Raw genomic sequence first — 12,784 nt, forward strand, 5'->3', positions numbered from 1 at the left:
AGGCAGGATCCGGGCGCATCCGGCGCGGGCTTCCTACAATGGCCCATCCCTTCGGAGAGAGCGCATGTCGCAACTGGATTTCGTCGTCGCCGTCCCGGCCCGGTACGCCGCCAGCCGCCTGCCAGGCAAGCCGCTGCGCCTGCTGGGTGGCGAGCCGCTGGTGCTGCACGTGGCGCGGCGCGCGCTGGCAGCTGGCGCGCGCGAGGTCTGGCTGGCCACCGACGACGCGCGCGTGGCCGAGGCGGTGGCCGGGGAGGCGGGCGTGCGCGTGGCCATGACCTCGCCCGACCATGCCTCCGGTACCGACCGCCTGGCCGAGTGCGCCGCGATCGCCGGCTGGGACGACGACACCCTGGTGGTGAACCTGCAGGGCGACGAGCCGTTCGCCCCGGCCAGCGGCATCCGCGAGGTGGCCCGCACCCTGGCCGACAGCGGCGCCGCCATGGCGACCCTGGCCGCGGTGGTGCAAGAGGCGGGGGTCCTGTTCGACCCCAACACGGTCAAGCTGGTGCGGGCCGCCAATGGCGATGCCCTGTATTTCAGCCGCGCGCCGCTGCCGTGGCCGCGCGATGCCTTCGCCCGCGACCGCAGCGTCCTGCCCGAAGGCGGGCACTGGCTGCGCCACATCGGCATCTACGCCTACCGGGCCGGCTTCCTGCGCGCCTTCGCCGCCATGCCGCCGGGCGTGCTGGAGCGGATCGAATCGCTGGAGCAGCTGCGCGTGCTCGAGGCCGGGCACCGCATCGCCGTGGCCCTGACCCCCGAGCCGTTCCCGGCGGGGGTGGACACGGCGGAGGATCTGGAGCGCGCCGAGCTCCGCCTGCGGGAGTCGCGCGGATGAGCACCACCCGGATCCTGGTCGTGTGCCTGGGCAACATCTGCCGCTCGCCGATGGCCGAAGGCGCGCTGCGGGCACGCATCGCCGGCTCGCACCTGGCCGGGCGGGTGGAGGTGGATTCGGCCGGCACCGGTGGCTGGCACGCCGGCGAGCCGCCGGACCGCCGCGCCATCGCCTGGGCCCGCCGCCATGGCGTGGACATCGGCGGACTGCGGGCCCGCCAGGTCCGTGCCCGCGATTTCGAGGACTTCGACTGGCTGCTGTGCGCCGACGCGGACAACCTGCGCGACGTGCGCCGCCTGGCCCCTCCCGCCGCGCGCGAGCGGGTGGCGCTGCTGCTGGACTGGGCCGGCACCGTGCCCGGCGGAGAGGTGCCCGATCCCTATTACGGCGGCGATGACCACTTCGAGGAAGTCTGGGAAATGGTCGACGCGGCGGCACTGGCTGCGATCGAACGTCTTTCCAGCAGCGCCGGCTCCGGCATAATCGTCCCATGAACGCGGCGACCCTCCAGGAACTGCCTGCCGGCCTCGACTGGCTCAATGCCAACCCGGCGTCCCTCAACGCATTGCGCGGCCGCCCGGTCGTGCTGGCCTTCGTCAATGCCGCCTCGGCCTGGTGCGCCCAGCGCCTGCAGGAACTGGCGTACTGGCAGGCCCGCAACCCGGGCAAGCTGCACGTGCTGGTGCTGCAGGTGCCGCGCTTCGACAGCGAACGCCAGCCGCAGCGCTCGCTGAAGCTGCTGCGCCGCCACGGCAGCGCCTTCCCGGCGGTGCTGGACGCCGACTGGGCGGCCTGGCAGCGTTACGGCATCGAGTCCTGGCCGACCCTGCTGCTGGTCGACGCCCAGGGGCGCGAGCGCGAGCGCATCGTCGGCCTGGCGACCGACCTCGACCGCGCGCTGACGGCGCTGGCCGCGGATGCGCCGCCGCCGGGTCCCGAGGAGATCCGGCTGGTGGAGACGGTGCCCGAGCCGCGGCTGACGCTGCGTTTCCCGGCGGCCGTCGCCGCCAATGCCGAGCGCCTGTTCATCGCCGACAGCGGCAACCACCGCATCCTCGAGTGCACCCATTCCGGCCGCATCCTGCGCCAGTTCGGCCTGGGCACGGCCGATGCGATGGACGGCCCGCACGACCATGCCGCCTTCAACCGGCCGCAGGGCCTGGCCCTGGAGCGCGAGTACCGGTACGTGGCCGACACCGGCAACCACTCGCTGCGCCGGATCAACCTGCTCAACGGGACGGTCGACACGCTTTGCGGCAACGGCCGCGCCGGCGACCCGGTCGAAGGCCCGGTCGCCAGCACCCATACCTCGCTCAACCACCCGGTCGGCCTGGCGGTGGCCGCCAACCAGGTGCACCTGGCCTGCGCCGGCGACAACCGGCTGTGGAGCTACGACCTGGGCCGCGGCGAACTCACCCTGCGGGCCGGCACCGGCCGCCTGGAGATGCGCGACGGCAACGCACGGACAATGGCCTCGTTCGCCCAGCCCGCCGCCGTGGCGGCGGTGCAGCAGGTGCTGTACGTGTGCGACGCGCTGGGCTCGGCGATCCGCTCGCTGCAGCTGCGCAGCGACCTGGTCCAGACCCTGGTGGGGCACGGCATGTGGGACTTCGGCGATGCCGACGGCCCGCGTGCCAACGCCCGCCTGCAGCATCCTCAGGGCATCGCCCTGAGCGCGGATGCGCCGCTGCTGTGGATCGCCGACAGCGGCAACGGCAGCCTGCGTACCCTCCGTCTTGGCGGCGGCGAGCTGAGCACCGTCAGCCTGCCGCGGCGTCTCCATGGCCCCTCCGGCCTGGCCATCGGCGGCGGCGCGGTCTGGATCGCCGAGACCGACGCCCATGCCGTGCTGCGCTACGACATCGTCACCGGCGAACTGGGCGACGTGAACATCAGCGAATGAGCAGTACCGCGGTGCCGGAGTTCGATGGCAAGGCCTTCGTCTCCGGCCTGAGCCTGGCCCCGGGCGTGTACCGCATGTACGCGGCCGACGGCAGCCTCCTGTACGTCGGCAAGGCCGGCGCGCTGAAGCGGCGCGTGGCCAGCTATTTCAGCAACACGCCCAAGAGCCCGCGGATCCAGGCGATGGTCGCCCAGATCGCGCGCATGGAGGTCACGGTCACCCGCACCGAGGCCGAGGCGCTGCTGCTGGAAAACCAACTGATCAAGTCGCTGTCACCGCGCTACAACGTCTCGCTGCGCGACGACAAGAGCTATCCCTACGTGCTGCTGACCCGCGAGGAGTGGCCGCGGCTGGCCTTCCACCGCGGCCCGCGCGCGGTGCCGGGACGCTACTTCGGCCCGTATGCCAGCGCCGGCGCGGTGCGCGAGACCATGAACCTGATGCACAAGCTGTTCCGCCTGCGCAGCTGCGAGGACAGCGTGTTCCGCAACCGCAGCCGGCCCTGCCTGCAGTACCAGATCGGGCGCTGCAGCGCGCCGTGCGTGGACCTGGTCGCGGCCGCGGACTACGCCGAATCGGTGCGCCGCGCCTCGCTGTTCCTGGAGGGCCGCAGCGACGAACTGGGCAAGGAACTGTCGGCGGCGATGGAGAAGGCCAGCCAGGCGCTGGAGTTCGAGGAGGCCGCGCGCCTGCGCGACCTCATCACCCAGCTGCGCGGCATGCAGGCGCGCCAGTACGTGGACGGCCATGCCGCCAACCTGGACGTGATCGCCTGCGAGATGCAGGGCAGCCATGCCTGCGTGCTGCTGCTGGCGTTCCGCGATGGCCGCAACCTGGGGACCCGCGCGTTCTTCCCGCGCACCAATGGCGAGGACAGCGCCGAGGAAGTGCTGGCCGCGTTCGTGTCGCAGTACTACGCCGAGCAGCCGGCGCCGCCGGAGATCGTGCTGGACCGGGCGATCCCCGACGCCGACGTGATCGAGGCCGCGCTGGCCGAGGGTGCCACCCGCAAGGTGGTGCTGAAGTCCAGCGTGCGCGGCGAGCGCGCCGGCTACCTCGAACTGGCACGACGCAACGCCAGGGTCGCGCTGGCCAGCGAACTGGCCAGCCGCAACGCGCAGCACGCCCGCAGCGAGGCGCTGCGCGAGCTGCTGGGACTGGAGGAAGTGCCTTCCCGGGTGGAGTGTTTCGACATCAGCCACACGCTGGGCGAGGCCACCGTCGCCTCGTGCGTGGTGTTCGACCCGGCCGGCCCGGTGCGCAACCAGTACCGCCGCTACAACATTACCGGGATCGAGCCGGGCGACGACTACGCCGCCATGCGCCAGGCGATCGAGCGCCGCTTCCGCCGCGCGATGGAGGCCGAGGCCGGGGTCGCGCCGGCTGGCAGCAATGCGGTGCTCCCGGACGTGCTGCTGATCGACGGCGGGGCGGGGCAGCTGGCCCAGGCGCGCGCGGCGCTGGCCGACCTGGGCGTCGAGAACGTGCTGCTGGTCGGCGTCTCCAAGGGCGAGCAGCGCCGTGCCGGCGACGAGACCCTGGTGTTCCCCGACGGACGCGAAGTGCGGCCGGGCGCGGCCTCGCCGGCGCTGCAGTTCATCCAGCAGGTGCGCGACGAGGCGCACCGCTTCGCCATCACCGGCCATCGCGGCAAGCGCCAGAAGGCGCGCACCACCAGCCGGCTGGAGGACATCCCCGGCATCGGCCCGCGCCGCCGCGCCGCGCTGCTGAAGCATTTCGGCGGCCTGGGCGGGCTAAAGGCCGCCGGCGAGGAGGAGATCGCACGGGTGGAAGGCATCAATGCGGCCCTTGCCGCGCGCATCTACGCTAACCTGCACGGGCTGCCGGTGCCCGGCGACGATTCCCCGTAAGACTGATGACCCTGACTGTCCCCACCTGGCTGACCCTCGCCCGGATCGTGATGATCCCGGTGCTGGTGCTGGTGTTCTACCTCCCCTACGGGTGGACCAACTTCGTCTCCGCAGGCGTATTCATCCTCGCGGCGGTAACCGACTGGCTCGACGGCTGGGTGGCCCGCCGCTATGGCATGCACTCGGCCTTCGGGGCATTCCTGGACCCGGTGGCCGACAAGCTGATGGTCGCCGTGGCCCTGTTCCTGATCGTGCAGGGCCATCCCACGCCGTGGATGGCGTTCTGGGCGGCGGTGATCGTGGGCCGCGAGATCGCGGTCTCGGCCCTGCGCGAGTGGATGGCCGAGCTGGGCCAGCGGGCGATGGTGAAGGTGGCCATGATCGGCAAGGTCAAGACCACCGCGCAGATGATCGCGCTGTCCTGCCTGCTGTATTCGGTCAGCCCGAACCTGGCGCCCTCGGGCATCTGGATGGGCGAACTGGTCTTCCACATCGGCGACTGGCTGCTGGCCATTGCCGCGCTGCTGACCCTGTGGTCGGGTTTCCAGTACCTGCACGCGGCGTGGCCGGCGCTGCGCGAGGACGAGGCCGCTTCGGCCGCCCGTTCGAAGGCGAAGAAAATGCACGGGACCAGTTGACAGGTTTCGTGAAAACCCTAAAATGCGCGTCTCCCAAGCGGGAATAGCTCAGTTGGTAGAGCGCAACCTTGCCAAGGTTGAGGTCGCGAGTTCGAGTCTCGTTTCCCGCTCCAGATCGATGGTCGTGGCGAACCCCTGAAGGGGTTGGGCGACGACTCGACAAGGCCCCGGAGACGGGGTTTTGTTTTGAGGGTCTCTCCGGCGGCTTGCCGCTGGCGGTACCGGTCACCGGCCTGGTGGCAGAGTGGTTATGCAGCGGACTGCAAATCCGCGTACGCCGGTTCAATTCCGACCCAGGCCTCCATCGGTACCGGCGCAAGAAAAACTCATGCGGGAATAGCTCAGTTGGTAGAGCGCAACCTTGCCAAGGTTGAGGTCGCGAGTTCGAGTCTCGTTTCCCGCTCCAATCCGCCGGCCACCCACGGGTGGCAGGCAAGACGAAGCCCCGGTCCCCCGGGGCTTCGTCGTTTTCCTGCACCAGCCAGGGCCGCGCCTGCGCTGGGTGGCCTCAGCGGCCCGGCGCCGGCCCGGTGGAGTGGCGGATCTGCAGCTGGTACGGCACGCGCACCATGTGCGCCGGCCCGTGGCCGTCGATCGCGGTGATCAGCTGCTGGGCGGCGATCCGTCCCATCTCGCGGCTGGGCTGGCGCACCGTGGTCAGGCTGGGCCAGACCTGGCGCGAGATCGGGGTGTCGTCGAACCCGAACACCGAAAGCTGCCCGGGCACGGGCACGCCGCGCGCGGCCGCCTCGTAGAGCACGCCGCAGGCGGTGTCGTCGTTGGCGGCGAAGATCGCGGTCGGCGGGTCGTCCATGTCCAGCAACTGGCGCGCGCCGGCGATGCCGGGTTCGAACGAGAACTCGCCTTCCACCACCAGGTCCGGATCCGGCTCGATGCCGGCCTGGCGCAGGCCGTCGAGGTAGCCGGCCAGTCGCCACGCGCGGCCGCCGTGGCTGCGGTGGCCGGTGATGTGGGCGATGCGCCGGTGCCCGAGGGCGACCACGTGGGCCATCATGTCGGCCGCTGCGGCGCGCTCGTCCAGGATCGCGCCGATGCCGCCGTTGTCGCGCTTGGCGGAGATGGTCGCGTAGCGCACGTTGAGCTCGCGCAGCCGCTTGAGCAGGGCGGCGTCGTCGGTCAGCGGCGGGGTCAGGATCAGGCCGTCAGGGCGGTACTGGGTGATCAGCGTCTCGACCGAATCGACGTGGCCGCGCTGGCCGAAGTCCACCGGCCGGAGGGTGAGCCCGTAGTGGGACTGCTCGCAGGCCGCCAGCACGCCCTCGATCACTTCCATGATGTAGCTGGGCGAGGGGTTGTCGTACAGCAGCGACACCAGGTACGAGCGGCGGCCGGCGAGGCTGCGCGCGGAGGTGTTGGGGCGGTACTTCAGCTGGCGCGCGGCTTCCTCGACCCGGAGCCGGGTTTCCTCGCGGACGTTGGGCTCGCGGTTGAACACCCGCGAGACGGTCTTCATGGACACGCCCGCGGCGGCGGCAACATCCTCGATCCTGGCTCGCACTGGTCCTCCCCGAACCCCGCGACAGGCGGCGGGTCGCGACATTCTAGCGGAGCGCGCCCCGGCAACGGCCGCGCCGGTGGCACAATGCCCGCGCGGTGCGACCGGCAACCTCCGCCCGGGTGGTGAAACTGGTAGACACTGGAGACTTAAAATCTTCCGGCCGCAAGGCCATGCGGGTTCGAGTCCCGCCCCGGGCACCACATCCGGAACCGGACCGCCCGCCGGCCAGGCGCCGCGCGCGGGCCGCCGCCGGTCCGGCCCCGCAATCCCCACGCTGGAGCCACATGCAGGCGATCGAGAACGAGGTCCCGCTTCCCCCCGACGACGCCCCGGTCGCGGTCATCGGCCTTGGTTACGTGGGACTTCCGCTGGCAGCGGCGCTCGGCGCAAGGCGGCGGGTGGTCGGCTTCGATGTCGACGCGTCGCGCGTGGCCGAGCTGCGCAGGGGCCACGACCGTACCCGCGAGCTGTCGGCCGAGACCCTGGCCGCGGCCGCCGGCCTGGAGCTGTCTTCCGATCCGGCCGTGCTGGAAGGCTGTGCGGTCTACATCGTGGCCGTGCCCACGCCGATCGACCCCTCCCACGAGCCGGACCTGGGGCCGCTGCGCGAGGCGACGACGCTGGTGGCCGGCGTGCTGAAGCGGGGCGACCTGGTCATCTACGAATCCACGGTCTACCCGGGCACGACCGAGGAGATCTGCGTGCCGATCCTGGAGGCCGGTTCCGGGCTGCGCTTCAACGTGGACTTCAGCTGCGGCTACAGCCCCGAGCGGGTGAGCCCCGGCGACCACCTGCGGCGCCTGGCCGACATCCGCAAGATCACCTCCGGCTCGCATCCGGCCGCGGCGCGCGCGGTCGACGCGCTGTACCGCTCGATCATCACCGCCGGCACCTGGCCGGCGCCGTCGATCCGGGTGGCCGAGGCGGCCAAGGTGGTGGAGAACATCCAGCGCGACGTGAACATCGCCCTGGTCAACGAACTCGCCCTGGTGTTCGACCGGCTCGGCATCGATACCGGCGACGTGCTGGAAGCGGCGGAGACCAAGTGGAACTTCCTGCCGTTCCGGCCCGGCCTGGTCGGCGGCCACTGCATCGGCGTGGACCCGTACTACCTGCTGCACAAGTCGCGCAGCGCCGGCTTCCATCCCGAGCTGATCCACACCGCGCGCGAGGTCAACGAACGCGTGGTCGGGCACGTGGCGGCGAAGGTGCTGGCCCTGCTCGGCGAGCGCGGACGCACGCCGGCGCAGGCGCGCATCCTCGTCCTGGGCGTGACCTTCAAGGAGAACTGCCCGGACCTGCGCAACAGCCGCGCGCTGGACCTCGTTCGCGGGCTGGGCGCAGCCGGCGCCAGGGTCGATGCGGTCGACCCCTGGGCGGATCCGGCCGAATCCGCGGCACTGGGCGCACCGTTGCGTCCGGAGCCGGAGGAGGGCGCCTATGACGCCATCGTCCTGGCGGTGGCGCATGCCCAGTTCCGCGACTGGGACGCGGCGCGCGTGCGCGCGCTGGGACGTCCCGGCGCGGTGGTCTACGACGTCAAGTCGGTGTGGCCGCGCGAGGCCGTGGACGCGCGGCTGTAGGCGCCTCCGCCCCGGTCCGCGTCGCGGATGGCTAGACTCGTGGGCCTGGTCCCGCGAGGAGGCAAGATGCACCGCTATCTCGGCTACGTCGCCGCCTGGGTACTGCTGCTGGTTTCGATCCCGCTGGCCCTGCGCTGGCCTGGCTGGACGTGGGGCGCGGGCATCGGCCTTGCGCTGGTCGCCATCGGCACCTGGGACCTGCTGCAGACCCGCAGCACCCTGCGCCGCAACTACCCGCTGCTGGCCCACTTCCGCTACGGGCTGGAGTCGATCGGTCCGGAGATCCGCCAGTACTTCGTGGAGGCCGACACCGACCGGGCGCCGTTCTCGCGGCAGCAGCGGGCGCTGGTGTACCGGCGCGCCAAGAACGTGATGGACGTGCTGCCGTTCGGCACCCTGCAGGACGCGTACGCCGGGGACTACGAGTGGATCAACCACTCGCTGGCGCCCACGAAGATCGCCGACCACGATTTCCGCATCACCGTCGGGCCGGATACCGCGCAGCCGTACCGCGCCAGCGTGTTCAACATCTCGGCGATGAGCTTCGGCTCGCTTTCGGCCAACGCGATCAGAGCGCTCAACGAGGGCGCGAAGCGGGGCGGGTTCTACCACGACACCGGCGAGGGATCGATCTCGCCCTACCACCTGGAGAATGGAGGCGACCTGGTCTGGGAGCTGGGCTCGGGCTACTTCGGCTGCCGCGACGCCGAAGGCCGCTTCGATCCGCAACGCTTCGCCGCGCAGGCCGCACGGCCGCAGGTGAAGATGATCGAGGTGAAGCTGTCGCAGGGTGCCAAGCCCGGCCACGGCGGCGTGCTGCCCGCGGCCAAGGTCAGCGCCGAGATTGCCGCCACCCGCGGCGTGCCGATGGGCGCGGACTGCGTGTCCCCGGCCAGCCACACGGAATTCGACACGCCCATCGGCCTGCTGCAGTTCGTGGCACGGCTGCGCGAGCTGTCCGGCGGCAAGCCCGTGGGTTTCAAGCTGGCCATCGGCCACCCCTGGGAGTGGTTCGCCATCGCCAAGGCCATGCAGCAGAGCGGGCAGTTGCCGGATTTCATCGTGGTCGACGGTGCCGAGGGCGGCACGGGCGCGGCGCCGGTGGAGTTCATGGACCACATCGGCGTGCCCATGCACGAGGCGCTGATGCTGGTGCACAACACCCTGGTGGGGCTGGACCTGCGCGACCGCATCCGCCTGGCCGGGGCAGGGCGGATCACCAGCGCCTTCGACATCGCCCGCACCCTGGCCATGGGTGCGGACTGGTGCAACGCCGGGCGCGCCTTCATGTTCGCGCTGGGCTGCATCCAGTCGCTGAGCTGCCATACCGACCGCTGCCCGACCGGCATCGCCACCCAGGATCCGCGGCGCTGGCGCAACCTGGACCCGGAGGACAAGGCGACGCGGGTCTACCAGTTCCACCTCAACACCGTGCGCGCGTTGCGCGACCTGCTGTGCGCGGCCGGGCTGGAGCATCCGTCCGAACTGGGCCCGGAGCACATCCTGCGCCGGGTGTCGCCCACCGAGATCCGTTCGCTGGCCGCGCTGTACCGGTTCCTGGAACCGGGCGAGCTGCTGCACGGGGTTCCCGCGCATGCGGTGTTCCGGGCTTTCTGGGCCGACGCCGACCCGCGCAGCTTCGGCCCGCCGCCGCGGCTGGCCGCGCTGCGCGCCAGCAAGAGCCGCTGAACGCGCAGCGCGGGCTCCTGCCTGTGCTGCCCGGGAAGCTGCATCGATGCGGGGCCGCCAGGCACGGAGCGGAGACGCCTGGGGGCCAGGCTGAAGCGCTCCGCCGGGTGCCATCGCGACCATGCACGGGTGCGGCAGTGCGGCCGGACCAGCCGGATGGCCTGCTGCACGAAGGGAAGGCCCGAACGCGCGAAGACCGTTGACCTTCCCGCCACGCCCCTTTAACATGCGCAGCCCGCACTGACCGGTGCGGGCATCGGGCGGTTAGCTCAGCGGTAGAGCATTGCCTTCACACGGCAAGGGTCGCAGGTTCGATCCCTGCACCGCCCACCATATTCCGACAAGGCCGGCTGAAAAGCCGGCCTTTGTTCTATGCGGCCTTCACGCGCCATGGCTTAACAATGGAGCAATTTGGCCCCATCATCCGGGGCGTTTGAGGGCCTTGGCCACGAACAGGGAGTCGGGAACTTTGCCGGGAGCCAACCCACCGAGGTACATCCGCTGGCGCCTGCCGCTACTGATTGCCGCGGCTGTCCTGATCCTGCTGGTGCCGTTCCTGCTGGTCCGGGAGTGGACCACCTACAGCCACGAAGCCGACGAACGCGTCCAGCACAGCCTCCAGGTGGAAGCCACCGCGCAGCGCCTGCACGCCTTGGTCCGCGAGATCGACTCCCTGGCCTTCGCCATCAGCGGCGGGGCCGACGGGCCGCACCTGCGGCGGCGGCTGGAGCTGGACCTGGCCGAACTCGATCCGGCGCTGGACCGCCTGGCCAGCCTGACCCGCGACAACCCCGACCAGCAGCAGCTGATCGGGCGGATGCGCACCTTGGTGCGCCAGCGCGAGGACCTGGTGCGGACGTTGACCAGCGGCCATGCCACCCCGGAGCAGCGCACCGGGGCGGCCGAGGAGATGTACGGCCGCTACCAGATCCGCGACCTGTTCCTGGAGTTCATCCAGAACGAGTACACCCTGCTGACCGGGCGCTCCTCGTATGCCGACGTGCAGCGTTCGCGCGCCAGCTGGCTGGCGCTGGCCGCGCTGCTGGGCCAGGTGCTGCTGACCGGAGGCGTGTTCTGGCTGCTGTACCGCCAAGAGGCGCGCCGCACCGCATCCGAGGCCGAGCTGGCCCGCGCCAGCGCCCGCGCGCTGGCGGTGCTGCAGACCGTGCGCGAGCCGATCGTCCTGCTGGATGCGCAGCAGCGCGTGCTGATGCACAACGCCGCGTTCTCCGAGCTGTACGGGACCGAGGGCAACGAGGACAGCCACCAGGAGCGCCTGCAGGACGTGGGCAGCGGCGCCTGGGACGACCCGGTGGTGCTGCAGCGCCTGGCGGACGTGCTCAGCCGCGACCGCGAGCTGTGGGACTACGAGCACGTCCAGCGCACCACCGACGGCCAGACCCGGACCATGCTGATCAACGCCCGGCGCATGCAGCTGCCGGACCGCGCGGACGAGGTGGTGCTGATGACCGTCAGCGACATCACCGCGCAGAAGGCCGCGCAGCAGCGCATCGCCGACCTGAACCGCCAGCTGGAGGGCAAGATCGAACAGGTCTCCGAGGTCAACCGCGAGCTGGAGGCCTTCAGCTACTCGGTCTCGCACGACCTGCGCGCCCCGCTGCGGCACGTGGCCGGGTTCGCCGACAAGCTGTCCCGCCACCTCGGCGACTCGCTGGACGACCGCGGCCGCCACTACCTTGACGTGATCAGCAATTCGGCCCGGCGCATGTCCTCGCTGATCGACGACCTGCTGGTGTACTCGCGCCTGGGCCGCAGCGCGCTCAAGCTGCAGGCGGTGGACATGCAGTCCCTGGCCGAGGAGGCCAAGGCCGTGCTGGATACCAACCGCATCGTCGACGCCGAGGAGACCGGGCGTCCGCTGCACCGGATCGAATGGCGGATCGCGCCGTTGCCGATCGTGGTGGCCGACGAGAACATGATGCGGCAGCTGTGGCTCAACCTGCTGGGCAATGCGGTCAAGTACTCGGCCCACAGCGAGCCGGCGGTGATCGAGGTCGGTTGCGAACCCACCCCCGAGGGCGGCCACCACTTCACCGTGCGCGACAACGGCGTCGGCTTCGACATGGCCTATGCCGGCAAGCTGTTCGGCGTGTTCCAGCGGCTGCACAAGGCCAGCGAATACCCCGGCACCGGCATCGGCCTGGCGAGCGTGCGCCGGGTGCTGGCCCGCCATGGCGGCCGCATCTGGGCCGAGTCCGAGCCCGGCAAGGGTGCTACCTTCCACTTCGTCCTGCCTCCGCAGGATTCCGCTGACCCCGGGAGCGTCATTGCATGAGTCCCATCCGTACCATCCTGCTGGCCGAAGACAGCGCAGCCGACGCCGAGATGGCGATCGACGCCCTGCGCGAGGCCAACCTCGCCAATCCGATCGTCCACGTGGAGGACGGCGTGGAGGCGATGGAATACCTGGAGCGCACCGGCAGGTTCGCCGACCGCGCCGACGAGAACCCGGCCGTGCTGCTGCTGGACATCAAGATGCCGCGGATGGACGGGCTGGAGGTGCTGCAGCGGATCCGCGCCAACGACAAGCTGCGGCGCCTGCCGGTGGTGATCCTGTCGTCCTCGCGCGAGGAGAGCGACCTGGCCAGGAGCTGGGACCTGGGCGTGAACGCCTACGTGGTCAAGCCGGTGGACATCGACCAGTTCTTCGGGGCGGTCAAGACCCTGGGCCAGTTCTGGGCCCTGATCAACGCCACGCCGGATATCGAAGGTTGAGCCG

Annotated in this window: 10 protein-coding genes and 5 tRNA genes; 14 read left to right on the top strand and 1 reads right to left on the bottom strand. The window is 70.9% G+C overall.

Annotation, left to right across the window (positions count from 1 at the left end; genetic code table 11):
• Window positions 1-64 precede the first annotated feature (64 nt).
• From kdsB to CSC68_RS12440, 8 genes are all read left to right on the top strand, one after another.
• Window positions 65-841 (top strand): 3-deoxy-manno-octulosonate cytidylyltransferase, encoded by a 777-nt coding sequence (gene kdsB / locus CSC68_RS12405; RefSeq protein ID WP_162203866.1) that lies wholly within the window; start codon window positions 65-67, stop codon window positions 839-841.
• Window positions 838-1,335 (top strand): low molecular weight protein-tyrosine-phosphatase, encoded by a 498-nt coding sequence (locus CSC68_RS12410; protein WP_162203867.1) that lies wholly within the window; start codon window positions 838-840, stop codon window positions 1,333-1,335. The genes kdsB and CSC68_RS12410 overlap by 4 nt, the downstream gene beginning before the upstream one ends.
• A complete protein-coding gene (locus CSC68_RS12415; RefSeq protein WP_162203868.1) occupies window positions 1,332-2,744 on the top strand; it encodes a redoxin domain-containing protein in 1,413 nt (470 codons plus the stop codon). The genes CSC68_RS12410 and CSC68_RS12415 overlap by 4 nt, the downstream gene beginning before the upstream one ends.
• Window positions 2,741-4,615, top strand: coding sequence for an excinuclease ABC subunit UvrC (gene uvrC, locus CSC68_RS12420; protein ID WP_162203869.1), 1,875 nt, complete (start codon window positions 2,741-2,743; stop codon window positions 4,613-4,615). Before CSC68_RS12415 ends, uvrC begins: the two co-directional genes overlap by 4 nt.
• A 5-nt stretch (window positions 4,616-4,620) precedes the next feature.
• On the top strand, window positions 4,621-5,253 hold the full coding sequence (gene pgsA, locus CSC68_RS12425; RefSeq protein ID WP_162203870.1) for a CDP-diacylglycerol--glycerol-3-phosphate 3-phosphatidyltransferase: 633 nt from the start codon (window positions 4,621-4,623) through the stop codon (window positions 5,251-5,253).
• 37 nt (window positions 5,254-5,290) lie between these two features.
• Window positions 5,291-5,366, top strand: a tRNA-Gly gene (locus CSC68_RS12430).
• A gap of 117 nt (window positions 5,367-5,483) precedes the next feature.
• A tRNA-Cys gene (locus CSC68_RS12435) sits at window positions 5,484-5,557 on the top strand.
• Between the two features lie 26 nt (window positions 5,558-5,583).
• Window positions 5,584-5,659: transfer RNA gene (locus CSC68_RS12440), tRNA-Gly, on the top strand.
• A gap of 102 nt (window positions 5,660-5,761) precedes the next feature.
• Here CSC68_RS12440 and CSC68_RS12445 read toward each other — a convergent pair.
• Complete coding sequence (locus CSC68_RS12445) at window positions 5,762-6,772, bottom strand: LacI family DNA-binding transcriptional regulator (protein WP_281353870.1); 1,011 nt, start codon at window positions 6,770-6,772, stop codon at window positions 5,762-5,764.
• A 113-nt stretch (window positions 6,773-6,885) separates the two neighbouring features.
• On the opposite strand from CSC68_RS12445, the gene CSC68_RS12450 reads away from it, so the two are divergent.
• The 6 genes from CSC68_RS12450 (at window position 6,886) to CSC68_RS12475 (ending at window position 12,780) form a co-directional block, all read left to right on the top strand.
• Window positions 6,886-6,972: transfer RNA gene (locus CSC68_RS12450), tRNA-Leu, on the top strand.
• Between the two features lie 84 nt (window positions 6,973-7,056).
• The gene (locus CSC68_RS12455) at window positions 7,057-8,355 is read left to right on the top strand and encodes a nucleotide sugar dehydrogenase (RefSeq protein ID WP_162203872.1); all 1,299 of its coding nucleotides are present in this window, start codon (window positions 7,057-7,059) and stop codon (window positions 8,353-8,355) included.
• 66 nt (window positions 8,356-8,421) lie between these two features.
• Window positions 8,422-10,044, top strand: a complete 1,623-nt coding sequence (locus tag CSC68_RS12460) for an FMN-binding glutamate synthase family protein (RefSeq protein WP_162203873.1) — start codon at window positions 8,422-8,424, stop codon at window positions 10,042-10,044.
• Between the two features lie 258 nt (window positions 10,045-10,302).
• Window positions 10,303-10,377 (top strand) — tRNA-Val (locus tag CSC68_RS12465).
• 136 nt (window positions 10,378-10,513) lie between these two features.
• Window positions 10,514-12,340: a sensor histidine kinase gene (locus CSC68_RS12470; RefSeq protein WP_162203874.1), complete on the top strand. Its 1,827-nt coding sequence runs from the start codon at window positions 10,514-10,516 to the stop codon at window positions 12,338-12,340.
• Complete coding sequence (locus CSC68_RS12475) at window positions 12,337-12,780, top strand: response regulator (RefSeq protein WP_162203875.1); 444 nt, start codon at window positions 12,337-12,339, stop codon at window positions 12,778-12,780. The genes CSC68_RS12470 and CSC68_RS12475 overlap by 4 nt, the downstream gene beginning before the upstream one ends.
• Window positions 12,781-12,784 lie beyond the last annotated feature (4 nt).

It is taken from the genome of Pseudoxanthomonas suwonensis (assembly GCF_010093235.1).
GTDB lineage: Bacteria > Pseudomonadota > Gammaproteobacteria > Xanthomonadales > Xanthomonadaceae > Pseudoxanthomonas > Pseudoxanthomonas suwonensis.

Coding starts and splice junctions, on each gene's coding strand:
- kdsB (WP_162203866.1), top strand. CDS start 65: ATGTCGCAACTGGATTTCGTCGTCGCCGTCCCGGCCCGGTACGCCGCC.
- CSC68_RS12410 (WP_162203867.1), top strand. CDS start 838: ATGAGCACCACCCGGATCCTGGTCGTGTGCCTGGGCAACATCTGCCGC.
- CSC68_RS12415 (WP_162203868.1), top strand. CDS start 1,332: ATGAACGCGGCGACCCTCCAGGAACTGCCTGCCGGCCTCGACTGGCTC.
- uvrC (WP_162203869.1), top strand. CDS start 2,741: ATGAGCAGTACCGCGGTGCCGGAGTTCGATGGCAAGGCCTTCGTCTCC.
- pgsA (WP_162203870.1), top strand. CDS start 4,621: ATGACCCTGACTGTCCCCACCTGGCTGACCCTCGCCCGGATCGTGATG.
- CSC68_RS12455 (WP_162203872.1), top strand. CDS start 7,057: ATGCAGGCGATCGAGAACGAGGTCCCGCTTCCCCCCGACGACGCCCCG.
- CSC68_RS12460 (WP_162203873.1), top strand. CDS start 8,422: ATGCACCGCTATCTCGGCTACGTCGCCGCCTGGGTACTGCTGCTGGTT.
- CSC68_RS12475 (WP_162203875.1), top strand. CDS start 12,337: ATGAGTCCCATCCGTACCATCCTGCTGGCCGAAGACAGCGCAGCCGAC.